The following is a 22,403-nucleotide window of genomic DNA, read 5'->3' as shown; positions in this document are numbered from 1 at the left end:
GCACGGCGGATGACTGGCCTCGGCTGCAAGGGTTGCGGAAACGCCGACGAGGTCGCGCGCGGCATCACCATGGCCTTCCACCCGATCGTCGACGTCCCGGCACATGCCGTGTTCGCTCACGAGGCGCTGGTCCGCGGGCTAAGCGGCGAAACCGCGGCCCAGGTGATCGAACATGTCGGGCAGGACAACCGTTACGCGTTCGACCAGGCCTGTCGCATGGTCGCGATCCGCACGGCGGCCCGGGTTGGCCCGCCGGCGTTGCTCTCGATCAATTTCATGCCCAACGCGGTGTACAACCCCGAGCACTGCCTGCAGGCGACGTTCGCCGCCGCCCGGGAAGCGGATTGGCCGCTGGAGCGCGTGATCTTCGAAGTGACCGAGCACGAGGAGGTCGTCGACCACGACCACCTCGTCCGCGTCCTCGCAGCCTATAAGGCGCATGGCTTCCTCACGGCGATCGACGATTTCGGCGCCGGCTTCGCGGGGATGAACCTGCTGGCCGATTTCCAGCCCGATCTCGTCAAGCTCGACATCGGCCTCGTCCGCCGTATCGACGGCAGCCGCCCCCGGCAGATGATCGTGCGCCACATGGCCGCCCTGTGCGGCGAGCTCGGTGTGCAGGTGATCGCGGAGGGCGTGGAGACCGAGGGCGAATGCAGGGCGCTGCTCGACCTGGGAATCCGCCTGCAGCAGGGCTTTTTCTTCGCAAGACCGCTCACGGGCGGATTGCCCGACATCCACTGGCCGGAGGCCGGGCATTCGCACGGGTAGCCCATGCGGCACGGGCGCGCGAAAATGTCGGGCGAAGCATAGGATCGACGATGACTGAACACACCAACCACGGCCGGCAGAAAACCCGGGTCGTCTACGAAGGGGTCGACCACCCCGGAAGCGATATCTTCTTCGCCGCGGTGTCCACCACGCGGATGCCGATGATCGTCACGGACCCGCGGACGCCAGACAACCCCATCATCTTCGCCAACCCGGCCTTCCTGCGGATGACCGGCTACACGACCGAAGAGTTGCTGGGAAGGAATTGCCGGCTCCTCCAGGGGCCGGGCACCGATCGCGTGACGATCTCGGCCATCCGCGACGCGGTCGCGGCCAACCAGGAAATCGCGACCGAGATCCTCAATTACCGGAAGGACGGCTCGACGTTCTGGAACGCGCTGTTCATCTCGCCCGTCTACGACGCGAACGGCGAGGTCGTGTACTTCTTCGCCTCGCAGCTGGACGTGAGCCGTCGGCGTGATGCCGAGGACGCGCTGCGCCAGGCGCAGAAGATGGAGGCCCTCGGCCAGCTGACCGGCGGCATCGCGCACGACTTCAACAACCTCCTGCAGCTGATGATCGGTTACGTGGAGTCGGTGGAGGTGGGGCTGACGCATCCGGAGATCGACAGGGACAAGCTGCTGCGCTTCATCGGCGGTGCCCGGGCGGGCATCCAGCGGGCCTCGACCCTCACGTCCCAACTGCTGGCCTTCTCGCGCAAACAGACCTTGCAGGGCAGGGTCGTCAACCCGAACCAGATCGTCGCGGACATGCAGGACATGCTCGCCCGTTCGCTCGGCGACGACATCGTCCTCGAGCTCGATCTCGCCGCCGACACGCGGAACGCGCGCCTCGATCCGACCCAGGCGGAGGTGGCGCTCCTCAACGTCGCCATCAACGCCCGCGACGCGATGGACGGCCGCCCCGACAAGCGGCTCCTGATCCGCTCGCGCAATGCCACGCCGCTGGAAATCAACGATCAGGGCGAGCTGGCCACGCGTGGCGGGTCGTTCGTCGCGATCGACGTCATCGACAACGGCAGCGGCATGGCGCCCGACGTCGTCACGCGGGTGATGGACCCGTTCTTCACCACGAAGGAAGAAGGCAAGGGCACCGGCCTCGGCCTCTCGATGGTCTACGGGTTCGCGAAGCAGTCGGGCGGTGCCGTCGCCATCGACTCGGCGGTGGGGGAGGGCACGACCCTGACCATGTATTTCCCGGTCGCCATCGAGCAGGAGGACGGTCGGGGGCCTGAGCCGGTCCGGCGCATCGATCGCGCCGCGGACCGGTCGGGGCACGAGCGCGTGCTCGTGGTCGACGACCGCCCGGATCTAGCCACACTGGCCCAGAGCATCCTCGAATCCCACGGCTACGATGTCGTGGCGTTCACCGATCCCCAGGAGGCCTTGCACCGGATCGAGCAGGGGCCGGCCTTCGATATCCTGTTCACCGACATCGTGATGCCGGGGAGCCTCAACGGCGTCGCGCTCGCCCGGCGGGCACGGTCGATCAACCCCGGCCTCAAGGTCCTGTTGACCACGGGGTACGCGTCGCAGTCCGTGCAGCGGACGGACGCGGGCGGCATCGCCTTCGACGTGCTCAACAAGCCTTATTCCCGGCTCGACCTGCTGCGGAAGATCCGGTTCGTGCTCGACGGACCCACCGGGGTCAGCTGACCGGCCGCGACACAGGCATCGGCGACGGCCCCGAACCACGGTGGGGCCGTCGTCTTCACAACTGCGGACTTCTCTTAGTCTCGTCCAGGGCATAGAATCGCCCGCGCCGTTGTGACGCCAGTCTCATTTTTCGGCGATCATCGCCGGCCATCCACAGGGGGATGGCTGGGCAGTCCTCGCGCGCTCCCGACCGGCCTTCGCCGGACATCACCGTTTTCCGCTTCGTGGACATCGTCCGCGCGCTTTCGCTCGTCCTGAAGAAACAGGGGTCTTCATGAATCGCATTTACCGCCTTTGCTGGAACGCGGCGACGTCGCAGTGGGTTGCCGCCAGCGAACTCGCGCGGAGCAGCCGCCCGGTTCCCTCGACGGCAGCGCGAGCGCGCGCACCGCGCGCCGCCTCGGTGGCGGTGGCGATCTCGCTGGCGCTCGGCGCGCCCGGACTCGCACATGCGGGACAGACGGGCGGCCAGATCGTCGGCGGTAACGGCAGCATCCAGCAGGGCGGCGCGGTCACGACGATCCGCCAGGACAGCCAGCGCCTGTCGCTGAACTGGCAGACGTTCGACATCGGTGCCAACGAGACCGTGAAGTTCGTTCAGCCGGGTCGCGACGCGATCGCGGTGAACCGGATCCTCGGCAACAAGGCCTCCGACATCCAGGGCCACCTCGACGCCAACGGGCAGGTCTGGCTGATCAACCCGAACGGCGTGGTATTCGGCGAGCGGGCACAGGTCAATGTCGGCGGCCTCGTGGCGTCGACCCTCGACACAGGCGACGATTCCGTCGACGCCCGCAGCCGGACCTTCAGCGGCGACGGCAAGGGCTCGGTGATCAACAAGGGTTCGATCCACGCCGCCGACGGTGGCTACGTGGCGCTGCTGGGCAATCAGGTCTCGAATCAGGGTGTGGTGACCGCCCGGCTGGGCACCGTGGCGATGGCCGGCGGCAGCGCGGTGACGCTGAACTTCGAAGGCAGCCAGCTCGTCAACGTGCAGGTCGATCGCAGCACGCTCGACAACCTCGTCGAGAACCGCCAGCTGGTCCAGGCCGACGGCGGCCGCGTGGTCATGACGGCGGGCGCGCGCGATTCGCTGCTGGCCAGCGCGGTGAACAACACCGGCGTGGTCCGGGCGCAGACGGTCGAGAACCGCGACGGCCAGATCGTGCTGCTCGGCGGCATGACGGCCGGCCACGTCAACGTGGAGGGGACGCTCGACGCCAGCGCGCCGAACGGCGGCAACGGCGGCCACATCGAGACGTCGGCCGCGTTCGCGAACCTGGGCGCGGCACACGTCACGGCAGCCGCCCCGCGTGGCGCGGCCGGCACCTGGCTGATCGATCCGTACGACCTCACGATCGACCAGACCGCAGCGACCACGATCTCGAACACGCTCAACGGCGGCACCAACGTCACCGAACAGACGACCGCCGGCGGCACCCTGGGCGCTGGCGTGATCAACGCCAACGGGTCCGGCGACATCACCGTCGCCGCCCCGATCACGTGGACCAACGCGGCGGCGACGCTGACGCTCGACGCGTACCGGTCGATCAACGTGAACGCGCCGATCGGCGGTCCGGGCCGCGTGACGCTGAAGGCCGGCAGCGGCGGCACGGGCGACATCGTGCTCGGCGCGGCGATCCGCGGCGATGCCGGCGTCACCCTGACGGCGGCCGGCCACTTCACGAACCAGGCGGGTGCGGGCGCGCTCGCCGCCGCCAACGGCCGCTGGCTCGTCTATACCTCGTCGCCGGTGGGCGACACGACGGGCGGCCTCGTGCCCGGCTTCCTCCAGTACAACGCGCCGGCCGGCACCGCGCCGCTGGTGGGCGGTAACGGATTCCTCTACGCGCTGGCGCCGACCGTCGCGCTCGGCGCACCGGTGGGCACGGTCCGCAAGGACTACGACGGCGGCACCGCCGCCGCGCTGACCGGCGCCAACTTCAACGCCAGCGGTCTCGTCAACGGCGACCGCATCGCCACGGGCAGCGGCACGTACGCGAGCAAGGACGCGGCGAGCGGCCTGCAGGTCACCACGGCCACCGCCGCCAGCGCCTATACGTTCACGGCGGCCGATGGCATGACGCCTGTGTACGGATACGGCGTTTCGGGCGGCGGCGCATCCGCCAACATCGGCGTGATCGACCCGAAGCAGCTCGGCATCGCGATCGTCAACAACCCGACCAAGACGTACAACGGCACCACCACCGCGACCCTCACGGGATCGAACTACCTGATGTCCGGCCTGGTGGCCGGTGAAAGCATCACGTTCAGCCAACCGAATGCCGTGGCGTACGATTCGGCCGATGCCGGCGCGCGTACCGTCACGGCGACGTTCGTGCCTTCCAACTTCGTGGCCGCGAACAACACCAAGGTCTCGAACTACGTGCTGCCGACCGTGGCCACCGGCGCGGGCACGATCAACAAGGCGAAGGTCCAGCTCTCGGGCCTGATCGGCAACGACAAGGTCTACGACGGCACGGCCAACGACTCGCTGGACAAGAGCCGCGCATCGATCTTCGGCGTGATCGCCGCCGATGTGAACGACGCGACCCTCGACGCCAGCGCCGGCGCGGGCCTGTTCGCCGATGCGAACGTGGGCAACGGCAAGGGCGTCACGGCCACCGGCTTCCAGCTGGTGGGCAACAAGGCGTCGAACTATGAGCTGGTGACGCAGTCCGATATCACGGCGTCGATCACCCCAAAGACCCTGACCATCGGCGGCGTCAGCGCCCTGAACAAGGTCTACGACGCCACCACCGGCGCGCTGCTCGCGTTCGACCCGGGCACGTACGGCCTGCAGGGCGTCGTCGGCGGCGATGCCGTGGCCCTGCTTTCATCCGGCGCTTCGGCCAGTTTCGCCACGAAGAACGTCGGCAACGGGCTCACCGTGACCGCCACGGGCTTCGCGCTCTCGGGCAACGGCGCAAGCAATTACCGTCTCGCGCAGCCGACCGGCCTGTCGGCCAACATCACGCCGGCGCCGCTGACGCTGACCATCACCGGCAATCCGACGCGTACCTACAACGGCACCGTCAACGCAAACCTCCGCGCCGGCGACGTCACGATCCAGGGCTGGCAGGGCGGCGACTCGGGCAGCGTCGTGCAGAGCGCCGGTGCGTCGTACGACAGCAAGGACGCCGGTACGCGCACCGTCACGGCCGCCATCGAGGCATCGGACTTCAACATCGGATCGGGCACGTCGCTATCGAACTACACGTTCGCGTCGAGCATCACCGGTCTGGGCACGATCGCCAAGGCGCCACTGCAGTGGAAGATCGTGGGCAATCCGTCGAAGCAGTACGACGGGACGACCAACGCCACGCTGACCAGCGCGAACTACGACGTCTACGGGTTCATCGTCGGCGAAGGCGCGTCGCTGACCCAGACGCGTGGCGACTATGCGACGGCCGACGCGGGTATCCGCCTGGTGACCGCCAACGTCGGCGCCGGCGACTTCGCGCCCATCGCGGGGACCAACCTCGCCAATTACGTCCTGCCCACCAGCATCACCGGCTACGGGTACATCGAGAAGGCCGATACGGGCGGCGTGTTCGTCCGCATCATCGGCGTGCCCACGCGCGCCTACGACGGCACGACGCTCGCCACGCTGCTCAGCAGCGACTACCAGGTGACCGGCAACTTCCCGAGCGGCGAAGGCTTCGTCATCACCAAGACCCAGGGCACCTACGCGAGCAAGAACGTGGGCAAGCAGCCGGTGATGGTCACGCTCGCCCAGGGCGACTACCAGCCGGTGGGCAACACCAACCCCGACAACTACAAGCCGCTGCCCACCGAGGCCTACGGTACGGGCGAGATCACCCGGGCGATCCTCACGGCGTCGATCGTCGGCAACCCGTCGAAGGTCTACGACGGCACGACCTATCAGACGCTGGACGTTTCGAACTACGACGTCTCGGGCTTCGCGTCCGGCGAAGGCGCCGACATCGTCCCGTCGAAGTCGGTGCATTACGACACGAAGAACGTCGGCACCAACAAGACGATCACGGCCGACATGGCCGTTACCTCGTACCTGGCGCGCTCGGGTACCGACCTGTCGAACTACCAGCTCGACTTCGACGCGACCGGCACCGGCTCCATCACCGCCGCCCCCCTGCACATCGTGGGCGTGAGCGCGAACGGCAAGGTCTACGACACCACCACCGCCGCGACGCTCAACAGCGCCGGCGCGCGCCTGATCGGTCTCGTCGGCGCCGACGTGTCGAACGTGACGCTGACCCGCGGCACCACCGGCACGTTCGACAGCGCCGACGCCGGCACGCGTGGCGTGACGGCGATCGGTTTCGGCATCTCGGGCAGCGAAGCGGGCAACTACACGCTGGATCCGCTGACCGGCCTGTCGGCGACCATCAGTCCGGCGGCGCTCAATATCCTCAACGTCGCCGCCGTGAGCCGGTACTACAACGGCAACACGGCCATCGCCCTGAACACGTCCGGCGCGAGCCTCAGTGGCGTCTTCGATTCCGACGCCGGCAACGTCGTGCTCGACGCTTCCTCGGCCACCGGTTCCGTACGGTCGCCGAACGCCGCCAACGGCCTCGACGTCACCACGACCGGTTTCGGGCTCACCGGCAGCCGCGCGTCGAACTACCGCGTCAACGCCGTCACGGGCCTTACGGCGAACATCAACAAGGCGCCGATCGTCGCCACGATCACGGGCAATCCGACCAAGCCGTACGACGGCTCGAACTCGGTGACGCTGCTGGCCGGCGATTACACGCTCACCGGCTTCGTGAACGGGCAGGGCGCCACCATTCCGCAGTCGTCGACCTCGCGCTACCTCGGCGTGAACGCCGGTAGCAACGTCGGCCTCGCGTCGACGCTCTCGGTGTCCGACTTCGTCGCCAACTCCGGCACGAACCTCGCCAACTACGCGCTGCCGACGGCGGCCTCGGGCACGCTCGGCACCATCACGCCGTTCATCATCAACCTGACCTCCACGCGCGTCTACGACGCGACGACCAACGCGGCGGCCTCGCTGTTCACGGACGGCAATGGCACCGTGCTCGGTGTGAACGGTGAGCGCGTGTCGCTGACCGGCACCGGCACCCTGGTGACGAAGAACGTCGGCTCGCAGCGCGCCTTCCAGGACTTCGGCACGCTGGCGCTCGGCAACTACGGCAATGCCTCCGCGCAGAACTACACGCTGGCCGGCGGCATCGACTGGGTGACGATCACGCCCGCCACGCTCACGGTCAGCGGCACGTTCGCCGACGACAAGGTGTACGACGGCAATCGCACGGCCGCCCTCCACGGCTCCGTGCTCAACGGCATGCTCGGCGCCGACACGGTCAACCTCAACGGGACGGCGACCGGCACGTTCGACTCCAAGAACGTCGGCACCGGCAAGGCCGTGTCCACCGCGATGACGATCGACGGTACGGACGCGACGAACTACGTTCTTCGCCAGCCGACCGACGTCACCGCCAGCATCACGCAGAAGCACGTCACGGTCAGCGCCACCGGCATCACGCGCGTGTACGACGGAACCACCGGCGCGTCGGCGACGCAGCTGAGCGTCGATGGCAAGGTCGGCAACGACGCCGTGACGGCGGGCGGCACCAAGACGTTCGACACGAAGGACGTCGGCACCGGCAAGACCATCAGCGTCAGCCAGATCGGCCTCAGCGGTGCCGACGCTGGCAATTACGCGCTCGACAACGCCACGACGTCCACCACCGGCAACATCACCGCGCGCGTGATCAACCTCACGGGTGGTCGCATCTACGACCAGACGCAGGCCGCCGCGGCCGGCACGCTCGCCATGTCCAACCTCGTCGGCGGCGAGACGCTGGTGCTGAGCGGCGCCGGCGCGCTGGGCGGCAAGAACGTGGGTGCGTACGCGTCCAGCAAGACGGGGGCGCTGGCGTTCGCGCTGGGCACGCTTGCCCTCGGCGACGGCGGAAACGGCGGCAAGGCGAGCAATTACACGCTCGTCGGCGGTACGGATACGTATAACGTCACGCGCGCGCCGCTTACCGTCAGCGGCACGGTCGCCGCCAACAAGATCTATGACGGCAATACCGCCGCATCGCTTAGCGGTTCCGTCCTCGTGGGAGGCTACGGCGGCGACGACATCAGCCTGGGCAACACCGCCATCGGCAGGTTCAGCGACAAGAACGTGGGTCAGGGCAAGACGGTCACGACCGGGTTCACGCTGCTGGGCAACGACGCGGGTAACTATGCCTTGACGCAGCCGGGTAACGTCCGCGCGGACATCACGGCCAAGGGTATCACGGTCGTCGCCACGGGCGTGAACAAGGTGTACGACGGCACCACTGCTTCGACGGCGACGCTGGGCAGCGCCGACGTCGACAGCAGCGACCAGGTGTCCTACACCTGGACCAGCAACCTGTTCGCCGACAAGAACGTGGCCAACGGCATCGGCGTCCTGGTCGGCGGTATCGGTCTCACGGGTACTGGCGCAGGCAACTACACGCTGCTGAACACGCAGGCGAGCACGACGGCCAACATCACGCCGTACGTGCTCAGCCTGCAGGGCACCCGCGTCTACGACGCCACGGCGCTCGCGGCCGCGAACGTCTTCGGCGGCAGCGTGAACGGCGTCAACGGCGAGGTGCTCGGTCTCAGCGGGAGCGTCGCGCTGGCGGACAAGAACGTCGGCGCGCAGAAGACCCCGACCGACATCAGCGGCATGTCGCTCGTCGACATCGGCAATGGCCTGACGGGCAACTACAGCCTGCAGGGTGGCACGCACTGGGTGACGATCACGCCGCGCAACATCACGGGATCCATCACCGCCGGCGACAAGGTGTACGACGGCAACACCACGACCATCGCCTACGGCGTGCTCTCCGGCGTGCTGGCGAACGACGACGTCGGCTACGCCTGGACCCTGGGCAACTTCGATACGAAGAATGCCGGCAACGGCAAGACGGTGACCGTTTCGGGCCACGTGGACGGCGCGGACGCGGCGAACTACATCGTCACGAGCAACGCCACGACGCTGGCCAACGTCACGCCGAAGGCGATCACCGGCACCATCCTCGCCGACGACCGCGTCTACGATCGCACGACGAGCGCGACCACGCATGGCGCGCTTTCCGGCGTGATCGGCGCCGACGACGTGCGTTATACCTCCACGAGCGGCCAGTTCCTCGACAAGAACGCCGGTTACGGCAAGACGGTGGTCGTGACTGGTGTGGTCGGCGGTGCGGACAAGGACAATTACCTCGTCACCTCCAATGCGACCACGCTAGCGTCGATCGCGACGAAGGCGATCACCGTCGCCAACACGTCGACGAACAAGATCTACGACACCACGAACGCGGCGACCACCAGCCTGTCGCAGACGGGCGTGATCGCCGGCGACGACGTCGTGCTGGGTGCCACGGGCTCGACGTTCGCCGATGCGAACGCCTCCACCGGCAAGACCGTGACGACCACCGGCATCGCCCTTGGCGGAGCGGATGCCGCCAACTACACGGCTAACACGACCGCGACGACCCTCGCCGACATCACGCCCTACGTGCTCGACCTGCAGGGCACGCGCGTCTACGACGGCAGCAACGTGATCGCGGCGAGCGTGCTCGGCGGCAGCATCGCCGGCATCGGCGGCCAGGTGCTGGGCCTGACCGGCACCATGCAGGTCGCCGACAAGAACGTGGGCACCCGCAAACCCGCGACCGACGTCAGCGGCATGAACCTGGTGGATCAGGGTGGCGCGCTCGCGTCGAACTACACCTTCGTCGGCGGCGACCATTGGGCCACCATCACGCCGAAGGCGATCGTGGTCGACGCGACCGGTTCGAACAAGGTGTACGACGGCAACACGCTGGCCCAGGCGAGCCTCGGCTCGGCCGGGATCGTGGGCAACGATCAGGTGACGTTCACCGGCTCGCAGGCGAACTACAGCGACCGTAACGCGGGCATCGGCAAGACGATCGTCGTCCAGGGCATCACGGGCGCCGGTGGCGATGTCGGCAACTACACGTGGAACACGACCGCGCAGACCCTCGGCGACATCACGCCGAAGGCGATCGTCGGCAGCATCGTGGCCGACGGCAAGACCTACGACGGGACGACCGCCACGACCACGCACGGCACCCTCGCGGGTGTCGTGGCCGGCGACGACGTGTCGATCGGCACGCAGGGCGTGTTCGTCGACCGGAACGCCGGCACGGGCAAGACGGTGAACGTCGGCGGCACGCTGGGCGGGGGCGACGCGGACAACTACACGCTCTCGACGAACGCGACCACGCTCGCCGACATCGGGCGCGTGGTGATTTCGCTCGACGGCACGCGCGTCTACGACGGCACGGCGGCCGCGGCCGCCGCGATGTTCGGGCACGACGGCCTCGTAGCCGGCATCGCCGGCGAGACGTTGCGCCTGTCCGGCACAGGTGCGCTCGCCAGCCGCAACGTCGCCACGCGCGAGACGGTGGCCGGCCTCGGTACCCTCGCGCTCAACGACAACGGCGCTGCGCTCGCGGACAACTACACCCTGCTCGGCGGCACGCACGTCGCGACCGTGACGCCGCTGCTCGTCCGGGCCGGCGTCTCCGCCGACGACAAGGTCTACGACGGCAACACCTCGGCCACGACGCACGGCGCGCTGTCCGGCGTGCTCGCGGGCGACGACGTCCGCCTGACGACGAGCGGCCGCTTCCTCGACAAGAACGCGGGGCAGGGCAAGACGGTGGCCGTCGACGGTCGCATCGATGGCGTGGACGCCGGCAACTACCGCCTCGACGTCGCAGCGACGACGCTCGCCTCGATCACGAAGCGTGCGGTCACCATCAGCGCCACCGGCACCAACAAGTTCTTCGATGGCAACGCGAACGACGTGGCGCCGCTGTCGGTGAGCGGCGTGCTGTCCGGTGACGTGGTGACGTTCGCCGCCTCCAGCACGCTGTTCTCGGATTCGGCGATCGGCCTCGGCAAGACCGTCACGGCCAGTGGCATCCAGGCCAGCGGCGCCGACGCGCAGAACTACGCGTACAACACGGTGGCGGTCACCTCAGCCGACATCCTGCAGAACCCCTCGCAGGGCGCGTCGTCGACGGCGGTGGCGCAGATGGACGCCGTGCTCGCGCCGGAGTCGATCGCCACCCCGTACGGTGTCGCGCAGAACCTGTCGGTCGGCCAGTACTCGGGCAACCACAAGAAGACCCGCAAGGCCGTCGAGAAGAACGTCTCGCGAGACGATTTCACGTCCGGCCTGTCGCTTCGGCTGGTCGACGGCGGCGTCCGTGCTCCCGCGGATGCGATGCAGTGACGCATCGCATCGCGGGTATCCACTCCTTTTCCAGTAACGGTTCGACGATGACCATGGTTCCGCTCCACCGCCGCCACACCCGCCGCCTCGCCGCCTGCATCCTGCTCGCCCTGGCTTCCACGGCGCAGGCCCAGGTGCGCACGCCGCAGGCGGGCGACCTGCTCAACCAGCTGCCGCCGCCTCCGCCGCCGCAGAAGGCCGACGATACCGGCCTGCGCCTTCCGCCGGCCGCGCCCGTCTCGACCGCGGACAGCGCGCCGTTCCACGTCGGCCGCATCGAGGTCACGGGCGCGACGCTCATTCCGGCGGACGAGCTGCACGCGCTGGTCGCCTCGGGCGAGAACCAGGACCTCACGCTCGGCCAGCTCAACGCGCTCGCCGCGCGCATCACCGAGGCGTACCGCGCCAAGGGCTACCCGCTCAGCATGGCGTACGTGCCGCAGCAGGTGCTGTCCGGCGGCACGGTGCGCATCGCCGTGCAGGAAGCCCGTCTCGGCAAGGTGGTGCTCGAGAACCATTCGTCCACCAGCGATCGCGTGCTGGATCGCACGCTCGATCCGTTGCGCGGCGGCGCGCCGATCACCGAGCACGGACTGGATCGCAGCCTGCTGCTGCTCGGCGACGTGCCAGGCGTGACCGAAACGTCCGTGCTCCGACCGGGCGAGGAACCGGGCACGTCCGACCTGGCCGTGCGCACCGACGACCGCCAGCGTTATACGGGCATCGTCGCGCTGGACGATTACGGCAATCGCTACACGGGCCGCGCTCGCGCCACCGGCACCTTCAGCGTAAACGGCCTCGCCCATCAGGGCGATGCGCTGGACGCGACGGCCGTGACCGCCGGCGAGAACATGAACTATGGACGCCTTGCCTACCGCTATCTGCTGAACGGGCAGGGCACGGTGGTTGGCGCCGCGCTTTCCAACCTCGACTACAAGCTCAAGGGCGACCTGCGCGCGCTCGACGCGCACGGCACGGCGAACGTCGCCAGCGCCTGGATCAGCCACCCGTTCGTGCGCACGACCGACGGCAACCTGTACGGCCAGCTCGGCTTCGATCGTCGTCGCCTCGACGACGATATCGACGTGGTGGGCATCCGCACGCGACGTCACACGTATGCATGGACGGCGACGGTGGCCGGCGATCGCCGGGACGCGAACGGCGTGACCAATTTCAACGTCACGGCCACCTACGGCCGCCTCGGGTTCGACGACGACTTCGCGGAATTCGTCGACCTGATCAGCGCGCGCACGAAGGGGCGTTACCTCAAGTACACGCTCTCGGTGGCTCGCCTGCAGAAGCTGTCGGAGAACAACGCCATCTACATCGGCTTCCAGGGCCAGTGGGCGAACCGCAACATCGACACGTCCGAGCAGTTCTACCTGGGCGGCGCCAACAATGTCCGCGGCTACGACACCGGTGCACTCTCGGGCACGCAGGGGCAGATGCTCAACCTCGAGTTCCGCCGCACGCTGAACTTCGGCATGACCGGCACCTGGGTGGCGACCGCGTTCGCCGACGCCGGCCGCGCCACCATCTACAAGGACCGCTTCGCCCCGGGCACCAATCGCGCGCACATGCAGGACGCGGGCGTGGGCTTGCGCTGGCAGGGCGACGATCAGTGGTCGATCGCGGCCGATGTCGCGCATCCGATCGGCGCGCGGCCCGAGATCGTGGGCGAGACGCACGACTGGCGTGCGTGGGTGCAGATCCAGAAGGGATTCTGACGAACGGCGTCGCGCCTTCAGGTCCGATCGGATCGTGCCGTGGGAAGGTTAGTCGCCGTCGCGGTGGCGACGTGCGACAGCACGGGAAGGGCGATCGCCCAGGTCACCGTCAGCCAGGCCACGGCGGAATAGGGATGCTCCGGTAGCACCACGGCATTCCAGCCACGCGCGGCCGCCAGATAGGCCATCGGACCGCCGATCGCGCCCAGCACGGCGGCGACGCCACGCCGCCGCCGCAGGAACGACAACGACCGGCTGAGCGTGGTGGCGAAACACAGCCAGAGCACGAGGATCCAGATGGGCGCGCCGCCCGGTGGGAGCGAGGGCGTCGGCGACGCATACCTCCACCAGCCGGCCAGGGAAGGCACGCCGTCGACGATCAGACCGCACAGCAGCGCGAGCCCGAGGACTTTCAATTCGGCGACGAAGCGCCCGCCCAGCGCCACCTGTATCGCCACGAACACGGCAGCGGCCAGCAAGGCCCAGCCGGTGTCGCCGCGCGCCGCGCCGACGACCAGCGCGAACCACACGGCCTGATAGCCGATCGCGTTGAACCACTTCGCCAGGGCGGACCCGTCGATCGTCATCGCGCGTGGCCCGGCAACGGTCGGCGTGTCGCAAGGGTGTGGACATCGGGCAGGGCAGGCGTGCGCATCGTCACTTCCGGTGGTGGTCGGGAGTGTTACGTGAAAAGGCGCCGGTTTGGATGCAGCGTCAATACCATGTGTGACTCACCTCGCGGTTTACATCCGACGAAGGCGGGGCCGGCGTAACATGGCGCCATTCCTGTCGAGGCTGGTGTCATGTCCAAGAAACTGAAGATCGATTTCGTCTCCGATATCGCGTGTCCCTGGTGCGCCATCGGGTTGGGCGGGCTGGAACGTGCGCTGGAGCGCCTCGACGGCGTCGTCGAGGCCGACATCGCGTTCCACCCGTTCGAACTCAATCCGTCGATGCGCGTCGGTGGCGAGAACACGGTGGAGCACATCGTCGCGAAGTACGGCATTCCAGCGGACCAAGCCCGCATGAACCGCGAGCGCATCAAGGAGCGCGCCGCCACCGTCGGTTTCACGTTCAATACCTCGGACGACACGCGCATCTACAACACGTTCGACGCGCATCGACTCATCGCATGGGCGGCGGGCACGGGCAGGCAGCAGGCGCTGAAACGCCAGCTGTTCATCCTGAACTTCACCGACCAGACGGATCCTGGCGATCACGACGCGCTCGTCGCCGCGGCGGAGAAGGCCGGGCTCGACCCGGTCGAAGCCCGCGCCGTCCTCGCGTCCGATCGATACGGCGACGACGTACGTCGCAGCGAGGCCCTCTGGCAGGGCCGCGGCATTACCGGCGTGCCAGCCGTCATCGTCAACGACCGCTATCTGATCTCCGGCGGCCAGCCGCCGGAAGAATTCGAACGCCAGCTCCGGAAGATCGCCGCCGAAGGCTGATGCATCGCGCTCGCCGCGGGCGGCCGATTCAGGCGACGCCCGCGCCCGGCCTTTCGAGTACCGCGTCGACCCAACGCGTGACGTCGTCGGTAGACGGCGTGTCCGCGGAGAACAGGATCCGGTAGATCAACGGCGCGACGACGCCGTCGAGCAATGCGTCGGTCGGCGCGGGATGCTCGCCGCGCCCCGACGCACGCTCCGCGATGGCTTCGAGTTGTTGCGCGCAGAAACTCGCGCAACGCCCCGGGTTGTCGCGACCCTGGGCGCTGAGGATGTCACGCAACAGGGATCGGCCGGGGTCCGACGACATCTCGTCGCGATACTGCTCGAGCCACGTGAGCAGATCGCTCCGGTAAGCCCCTGTGTCAGCGGGCGGGGTGTCCGGCTGCATCCGCGAGACCGCGACGTCGGCCAGCAGCTGCGCAAGATCGCCCCAACGGCGATAGATCGTCGACGGCGTGACGCCCGCGCGGGCGGCGATGGCGGGCACCGTCACGCCGTCGCGGTCGGAGGCCTGCAGTTCGTTCACCGCCTGATGCACGGCCGCCTGAACCCGGGCACTTCGACCGCCCGGGCGGACGCCGGGGGCTCGCGGGGTAGCGGAGGACGTTTCGTTCATGCATCGAAGTGTATCACTAACGCAAATCCATTGCTTTAAGCCCGAGGAGGCGTAGACTAAAGCGCATTCTTTGCTTTAGGCAGTCCCATGAACGCGTCGCACACCCGCTGGCCGATGGCGGTGCATACCGCCTCGTTGATCGTCTTCATCGCGGCCTCGACCGCGCCGACGCCGCTTTACCGGATCTATCAGGCGACGTGGCAGTTCACGCCGACGCTGCTGAGCGTGATCTTCGCGGTGTATGCGTTCGCGCTGCTGATGGCGCTGCTCTTCGCCGGGCGACTGTCCGACCATCTGGGCCGCAAGTCGGTGATCGGCGGCGCGATAGGCCTGGATATCGTCGCGATGCTCGTCTTCCTCGAGGCCAGCAGCCCCGGTTGGCTCGTCGCGGCGCGCGTGCTGCAGGGCGTCGCGACGGGCATCGGCATGTCGACGCTCGCGGCCGCCATCCTCGACCTGGACCGGCAGCGCGGCGCGACGGTGAACAGCCTCGCTCCGATGCTCGGTCTGGGCGCGGGCGCCCTCGGTAGTACCGCGCTCGTCGTGCTCGCCCCGGCGCCGCTGCGCACGGTGTTCGTCGTGCTGATCGTGCTGCTCGTCATCGCCGCGCTGCTGACGCGCGTCACACCCGAAACCGCGGCGATGAAGCCCGGCGCGTGGTCGAGCCTGCGTCCGCACGTCCGTGTGCCGGCAAGGGCATCGGCCGCGTTCAGCGCCGTGACGCCGCTCAACGGCGCGGCCTGGATGCTGGGCGGCTTTTATCTTTCCCTGATGCCTTCGCTGGTGGCGAAGACCACCCACGCGACGTCACCGTGGATCGGCGGACTCGTCGTGACCGCCCTGATGGTGAGCGGCGCGTTCGCGGTGCTGCAGGGTCTCAATCATTCGGCGCTACGGTCGCTCAAGCAGGGCGCGATCGCGCTGGCGGGCGGCCTCGTGCTCGTACTGGTCGGCGCGAACGTCGGCTCGGGCGCGTTCCTGCTGATCGCATCGATCGTCGCGGGTGCCGGCTTCGGCGCCTCGTTCCTCGGTGCCGTGCGCAGCATCGTACCGCTCGCCGAGCCGCACGAGCGCAGCGCGCTCATGGCCGCGTTCTACATCCAGAGCTACCTGAGTTTCAGCGTGCCGACCATCGCCGTGGGCTACCTGGCGCAGCATCAGGGCCTGCTCGCCGCGGCGAACGTATACGGCGCGGTCATCGTCGCGCTGGCGCTCGCCGCGCTCGCGTGGATCGTGGCGCGGGCGCGGCACGTGCATGCCGCGGCGCTCTCGTGATTCATTGCCCCGATCCGGCGGTCACTTAGAGGGCGCAGCATCCCGGCGATACCACCAGGTCCGGGCCCTTCGTCGGTGAATTGATCGGCATCAAGCAAGAGGCGTGCGTTTCCCGCTACAACGGTCGCCCACCTGTCGCAGGGTGCCACCGTGGATGTCACGGCGAACGAGGGCGATCCCAGTGTCCGCTCCGTTCTGCCACTGATTCCGGCTGGTCCGGAGGGTTCATGTACGTCGCGCCGCAAGAGCCGTTTTTCGACAGGGAGGAGGCCGGTGAGCGTCTCGCGGCCGCGCTGGCCCACCTGCGCGGTTCTCATCCTCTGGTCTTAGGCATACCGCGTGGCGGCGTGGTCATCGGACGTGCGGTCGCGGACCTCCTGGGGGGTGACCTCGATGTCGTGCTGGTCCGCAAGATGGGGGCGCCCGGCAACGAAGAGTTCGCGATAGGCGCGGTCGATGAGACCGGACATGTCCAGGTCAGCGGTGATGCCGATCGCCTCGGCCTGAGCCCTGCTTACCTTGAACGCGAGGCGGCAAGGCAATTTGAGCGTATCGCGCAACGGCGTCGGCTTTATAGCCCCCACCGTAGCCCGCAGGATCCGCGGGGACGAACGGTCATCGTGGTGGACGATGGACTGGCCACGGGATCCACCATGCGTGCTGCGCTAGACGCCATTCGCCGCCAGGCACCAGGACGCCTGGTCGCTGCCGTACCCGTCGGCTCGGCCGATCGCCTGCCATCCATCAGGCGGCTGGCCGACGAGGTGGTGTGCCTTTCGGTCCCCACCGATTTCCGCTCCGTGGGTGAGCACTACGTGTGCTTCCCTGCGGTCGAGGATGCGGAAGTGATCCGGCTGCTGAGTGGCGACGGCAGCCCCTCCCCGGCGGTTCACCCGGGCCCTATGCGCTTCACGGTGGATCGGGCGGTGCTCGAGGGCGAATATCGCGTGCCGCCGGGTGCGAACGCTTGCATCGTCTTTGTCCATGGCAGTGGCAGCAGCCGACACAGCGCCCGCAACCAGCACGTGGCTCGCGTGCTTGAGGCGAGGGGTTTTGCAACCCTGCTGTTCGACCTGCTGAGCGCCGACGAGGACATGGCATCGGCCGAGCGCTTCGATATTGCCAAGCTTGCGCGGCGGCTCGATGCCGTACTCACGCAGCTACGCGGTGCATCGCCGGTGGCGTCCATGCAACTCGGTCTGTTCGGCGCGAGCACCGGCGCGGCCGCTGCGCTCGTCACGGCCTCGCAGCGCGATGATATCGGTGCCGTGGTCTCTCGCGGCGGGCGTCCCGATCTGGCTGGAGCGGACGCTCTTGCCCATGTCACAGCGCCTACGCTGCTCATCGTGGGCGGCGCCGATACGGCCGTGATCCCACTTAACCGTGGTGCGTTGGCATCGCTATCGGGCGTGGCGGAAATGGTGCTCGTTCCACATGCGACCCACCTTTTTGAGGAGCCCGGCGCGCTTGAACATGTGGCTTCCCTTGCGGGTGATTGGTTTGCGCGCTGGTTGACGCGGGATTGATCACGATCAACGCGCCATGCGTGCCGTGGCCTACCTTCTCGAGGAAGGGCACGGAAGCCGGAAGTGAGCTGAGCTGAGGTGCTGGCCTCCCCAGCGCGATCAGGAAGGCATCGCGGCCCTATTGATTCGCACGCAGGCCTCCCCGTGACAGAGCGTTCGCAGATCGACAGCATTCGTTCGACCGCCACGGTGCTCGAAGGCGCGTCGGCGGATTACGACGATGTCCTGGAGCGGGCGGGCAGCGCTCGCCTTGTACTCATAGGCGAGGCCACGCACGGTACCGACGAGTTCTACCGGATGCGTGCCGCCATCACCCAGCGGTTAATTGAAGAGCGGCACTTCGACGGTGTGGCGGTGGAAGGCGATTGGCCCGATTGTTACCGGGTTAACCGGTTTGTCCGCGGGTCAGGGGGCGGCGATAGTGCCGCTGCCAGTCTGGGCGAGTTCGAGCGGTTTCCTCGCTGGATGTGGCGCAATACGGCGGTGCTCGCCTTCGTGGTGCACATGTCGTGGCAAACGCCGAATCGTATTACCGGGCGATGTTTGGTCCACGCGCGCTCAGCTGGAACATGCGCGATGCGCACATGGCGCAGACGCTTGCCGCCTTGCAGGCGTATCTGCGTAGTCAGGGGCGGGCCGGGCGCATCGTGGTGTGGGCGCACAACTCGCACATCGGCGACGCCCGTGCCACGGACATGTCCCTGGCGGGCGAATATAACCTCGGTCAGCTGTCACGCATGGCTACGGCGCTTGGCCCGGCCTTTCTTGTCGGCTTCACCACCTATACCGGCACGGTGAGGGCGGCGCGGGAATGGGGCGGTGAAGGAGATAGCAGGATCGTCACGAGGGCGGTGGAGGGAAGCTGCGAGCACCTCTTCTACCGCAGCGGGCTCGAGGTCTTCTACATGCCGCTCACGCCGGACCCACCCGCCGGATTGGACGAACCCATGCTGCAACGCGCTATCGGCGTTCTCTACCTGCCTGAAACGGAGCTGCAGAGCCACTATCTCCGGGTAAGGGTGGCAAGGCAATTCGATGCGTTATTCCATCTGGATGAAACGCACGCGCTCGACCCGCTGGATTGATGCGTGCGCATGTGCGCCTTGGAAGGGAGCGTTGTTTCTCGCTATGCCTGTAATGATCCTGCGCAGTGCCTCGGCTAGCCCGCGGCGATCGCGCGCTTCGATACGTCGGCAAATTCGCGTGGGAACGCCATGCGGACATGCTGCTCCAGCACATCCGCGGTCATGCCGACCAGGTCTTTGCCGAGGGTGCCGGCGACCCGCGCGCTCGACAGGCCGCCCATCTCGGCGGACAGGGTCCCCAGAAAACGGGGTGGCGCGACCAGCAGCAGCCGCGCATAACGGCGATGCGAACAGGCGTCCCGTAACGTCACTGCCAGGTCATGAGCGAAAAGCCTTGCGCTGTGGTCTTTGATCGATACACGGGGTGTAACGATATGCCTGGCCGCGCCCCTGCTGTCATGCACGCGCGGAATGCTCCGCCCGGAGCCCCGCGCGGCCGGAGGCATGCGCAGCACGGGGTTGGCAAAGCCAGCGAGCTCGTTCCACGCATGCGTTCTGTCCTGGGCTTCGAACAGGCGCGCCCGGGCGGCATCGCAGACCAGTATCCAGACATGGGACATCGCGGCATACCCGAATGTGTCAGTGGGAGAAGACGGTGGGGAAGGCTGGTTTCGAAGAAGAGTTCGCGGGTAGTGGCACCCACCGCTCACTACCGCCAACTGGCATGGCATTCTTGGCCTGTGCGTTGCCATCGCGGTTGATCTGGATCAACTGCGCGCCCGCGTCGACGTGGCGCTGGGCGTGATCGCGATGCTGGCGGCCAGCGGCTACATCGTGCTGGACCGCGCGTGGGCGATCGGCTGAGTCACGTACCCGCCGTCAGGCACGGCGACGAGGACAAGCATGCTGTGGGCGGCGAGCTGGACCCCGCTGCCATAGGCGACCACCGCGTTCGCGGCGGTACATGCCCCCTTATCGCTATCGAGCACGATGCGCCACGTGGTGGCCCCGGCGGGTGCAGGCAGATGGAATGCCCGCGAAGTCTTCCCGGGATTTAGTGCGAGGAACACGCGTTCGCGTGGGCCATTGGCAGATACGGTACCACTCACCAGCATGCCAAGCCCGCACTGCGCTCCGTTTTCCCACGCTTGCGCATCCAGTTCCCCGCCATCGGGTTCGAACCAGCGGATATCCCTGTCGTCGATCTCACCGGTGATCGATGTGCCGGTGTAGAACGCGTCGACGCGTGGGAACGTGAACATGCGCCTCAGGCGCAGCGCGGCGGCAACCCAGTCGGAAAGGTCGCGCGTCGGGTCGCCCAGGGCGCTCCAGTCCAGCCAGCTTATAGCGTTGTCCTGGCAAAAGGCGTTGTTGTTACCTAGCTGCGTGCGCGATAACTCGTCGCCTGCCAGCAGCATGGGTACGCCGCGCGAAAGAGCCAATGTACCCAGCATCGCGCGACGCCGGCACCGCCGGGCCGCCAGCAGATCCGCATTCTGCGTTTCGCCCTCTCTTCCGTCGATCTCCATGCCCGGGTCATTGTTGCCATCCAGTCCATCGAACCCATTGGCTTCGTTGTGCTTGCCGGCATAGGCCGTGAGATCGGCGAGCGTGAAGCCATCGTGGCAGGTGATGAAGTTGATGCCCATGCCCGGGCACCGGCCACGGCGGCTGAAGATGTCGGCCGACCCGGCTAGCCGCGTCGCCATGGCGGCACGGCTATGCCCATCACCCCGCCAGAAGCGGCGTACATCGTCACGGTACCGGCCATTCCACTCACGGATCGGTGAAGGAAAGGCACCTAGCGCATTACCGTGCGCGGAGGCATCCCACGGTTCGGCCACCAGCTTCAGATCGCGAAGATCCGGGTCAGCGGCGATCGTCCGCCAAAGCGGCGCGCTTGCATCGAACTGCCCGGTATCCCAGCGGCCGAGTAGCGTGGCAAGGTCGAAGCGAAAGCCGTCGACGCCGATGTCACACGCCCAGTACCTCAGCGCCGCATGGAAGAGCCCAATGACCGCCGGCTGGCTGGGGTCGAGTGTATTTCCGCATCCCGATTCATTGACATAGCGCGCCGGGCAGCCCTGCTGGAGGCGGTAATAGGAAGCATTGTCCAGGCCGCGCAAGCTGAGCGTCGGGCCCTCGGCGCCGGCCTCGGCCGTATGGTTGAGTACCACGTCGATGACGACTTCGAGGCCGGCCGCGTGAAGGCGGTCAATCGTTTCGACCATCTCGCGCGCGTCCCCCGTGGCCAGATAAGGCGCGTGGATGGCCAACGGCGCAATCGGGTTGTAGCCCCAGTAGTCCGTCAAGCCGCGCCCGGCCACTTCCTGCTCGTCCAGGAATGCGGCCATTGGCATCCATTCCAGTGTCGTCACGCCCAGCGCCTGCCAGTACGCGATGAGGTTTTCGTCAGAGAGGGCGGCTACCGTGCCGCGTAGTGCCTCGGGAATACCGGGATGGCGCATGGTGTAGCCCTTCACGTGCATCTCGTAAAGCACGGTGTCGATCCACGGCGTGCGCGGCCGGGCAGGGCGCAGTCGTGGCCCTGGCAGCGGTGCGGTCACTACGCTGCGTGGCACGAAGGGTGCGCTATCGCGGTCGTCCGCTCCCTCCCCGATGCCGTGCGGCCCATGCGCGTACCCGAAGACTGCATCGTCCCACCGGTAAGTCCCATATAATGCCTTGGCGTAGGGATCGATGAGCAACTTAGAGGGGTTGAAACGATGGCCGTGCTCGGGCGCATACGGGCCATGGACACGCAGGCCATAGAGCAGCCCGGGCTGCGCGCCCGGCAGGTAGCCGTGCCAGATATCGCCATCGCGCGCCGGCAGGGGCAGGCGTGCGATCTCCACCGTGCCCCCTTCATCGAACAGGCACCACTCCACCCGTTCCGCATTGCGTGAGTACACGGACAGGTTCACGCCGTCGCCATCCCAGGTGGTGCCCAAGGGTTGCGGTGTGCCGGCGGTAAGAACGAAGGCTGCCACGCAAGCCGTGCCATCGCGGGGAGTGAGACGGCATGAGACCAGCACGTGGGAGCAGCGTGCTTGATCCTGGTCAACGCGCGTGCC

Annotated in this window: 12 protein-coding genes and 1 pseudogene; 9 read left to right on the top strand and 4 right to left on the bottom strand. The window is 67.6% G+C overall.

Annotated elements, in window-relative coordinates; translation table 11 throughout:
* The first annotated feature begins 9 nt into the window (after nt 1-9).
* From BMY69_RS13710 to BMY69_RS13695, 4 genes are all read left to right on the top strand, one after another.
* Nucleotides 10-771: an EAL domain-containing protein gene (locus BMY69_RS13710; RefSeq protein WP_090179189.1), complete on the top strand. Its 762-nt coding sequence runs from the start codon at nt 10-12 to the stop codon at nt 769-771.
* Between the two features lie 50 nt (nt 772-821).
* Complete coding sequence (locus tag BMY69_RS13705; RefSeq protein ID WP_090179186.1) at nt 822-2,447, top strand: histidine kinase famiy protein; 1,626 nt, start codon at nt 822-824, stop codon at nt 2,445-2,447.
* A gap of 274 nt (nt 2,448-2,721) precedes the next feature.
* Complete coding sequence (locus tag BMY69_RS13700) at nt 2,722-11,706, top strand: YDG domain-containing protein (RefSeq protein WP_090179184.1); 8,985 nt, start codon at nt 2,722-2,724, stop codon at nt 11,704-11,706.
* Nucleotides 11,707-11,753: 47 nt separating this feature from the next.
* Nucleotides 11,754-13,433, top strand: a complete 1,680-nt coding sequence (locus tag BMY69_RS13695; RefSeq protein ID WP_143070477.1) for a ShlB/FhaC/HecB family hemolysin secretion/activation protein — start codon at nt 11,754-11,756, stop codon at nt 13,431-13,433.
* Nucleotides 13,434-13,450: 17 nt separating this feature from the next.
* Here BMY69_RS13695 and BMY69_RS13690 read toward each other — a convergent pair whose 3' ends face one another.
* Nucleotides 13,451-14,020 carry a DUF2878 domain-containing protein gene (locus BMY69_RS13690; protein ID WP_090179178.1) on the bottom strand — a complete coding sequence of 190 codons (570 nt, stop codon included), beginning with the start codon at nt 14,018-14,020 and terminating at the stop codon, nt 13,451-13,453.
* Between the two features lie 216 nt (nt 14,021-14,236).
* Between BMY69_RS13690 and BMY69_RS13685 the strand changes: the two genes are divergently transcribed.
* Nucleotides 14,237-14,884 carry a DsbA family oxidoreductase gene (locus tag BMY69_RS13685; protein WP_090179175.1) on the top strand — a complete coding sequence of 216 codons (648 nt, stop codon included), beginning with the start codon at nt 14,237-14,239 and terminating at the stop codon, nt 14,882-14,884.
* A 28-nt stretch (nt 14,885-14,912) separates the two neighbouring features.
* Here the strand turns inward: BMY69_RS13685 and BMY69_RS13680 are convergent, their stop codons facing one another.
* A complete protein-coding gene (locus tag BMY69_RS13680) occupies nt 14,913-15,413 on the bottom strand; it encodes a TetR/AcrR family transcriptional regulator (protein ID WP_255364553.1) in 501 nt (166 codons plus the stop codon).
* A gap of 177 nt (nt 15,414-15,590) precedes the next feature.
* Between BMY69_RS13680 and BMY69_RS13675 the strand changes: the two genes are divergently transcribed.
* The 4 genes and pseudogenes from BMY69_RS13675 to BMY69_RS19935 all read left to right on the top strand — a co-directional run bounded on the left by BMY69_RS13675 (nt 15,591) and on the right by BMY69_RS19935 (nt 19,389).
* Entirely contained in the window at nt 15,591-16,778 is a 1,188-nt protein-coding gene (locus BMY69_RS13675; RefSeq protein ID WP_090179170.1) for an MFS transporter, read from the top strand.
* Between the two features lie 227 nt (nt 16,779-17,005).
* Entirely contained in the window at nt 17,006-18,304 is a 1,299-nt protein-coding gene (locus BMY69_RS13670) for a phosphoribosyltransferase family protein (RefSeq protein WP_090179166.1), read from the top strand.
* Between the two features lie 297 nt (nt 18,305-18,601).
* Nucleotides 18,602-18,751, top strand: a pseudogene (locus BMY69_RS19940) (erythromycin esterase family protein); the annotation flags it as partial.
* A 62-nt stretch (nt 18,752-18,813) separates the two neighbouring features.
* A complete protein-coding gene (locus tag BMY69_RS19935) occupies nt 18,814-19,389 on the top strand; it encodes an erythromycin esterase family protein (RefSeq protein WP_255364552.1) in 576 nt (191 codons plus the stop codon).
* 74 nt (nt 19,390-19,463) lie between these two features.
* Here BMY69_RS19935 and BMY69_RS13660 read toward each other — a convergent pair whose 3' ends face one another.
* Together BMY69_RS13660 and glgX are read right to left on the bottom strand one after the other, a co-directional pair.
* Nucleotides 19,464-19,949 (bottom strand): host attachment protein, encoded by a 486-nt coding sequence (locus tag BMY69_RS13660; protein WP_177191178.1) that lies wholly within the window; start codon nt 19,947-19,949, stop codon nt 19,464-19,466.
* A 207-nt stretch (nt 19,950-20,156) separates the two neighbouring features.
* Nucleotides 20,157-22,319: a glycogen debranching protein GlgX gene (gene glgX / locus BMY69_RS13655; protein ID WP_177191177.1), complete on the bottom strand. Its 2,163-nt coding sequence runs from the start codon at nt 22,317-22,319 to the stop codon at nt 20,157-20,159.
* Nucleotides 22,320-22,403 lie beyond the last annotated feature (84 nt).

This window comes from Luteibacter sp. UNC138MFCol5.1 (assembly GCF_900110505.1).
Classification (GTDB): Bacteria; Pseudomonadota; Gammaproteobacteria; order Xanthomonadales; family Rhodanobacteraceae; genus Luteibacter.
The sequence above is the reverse complement of the archived record's forward strand: the minus strand, read 5'-3'. Positions and strand labels throughout refer to the sequence as shown.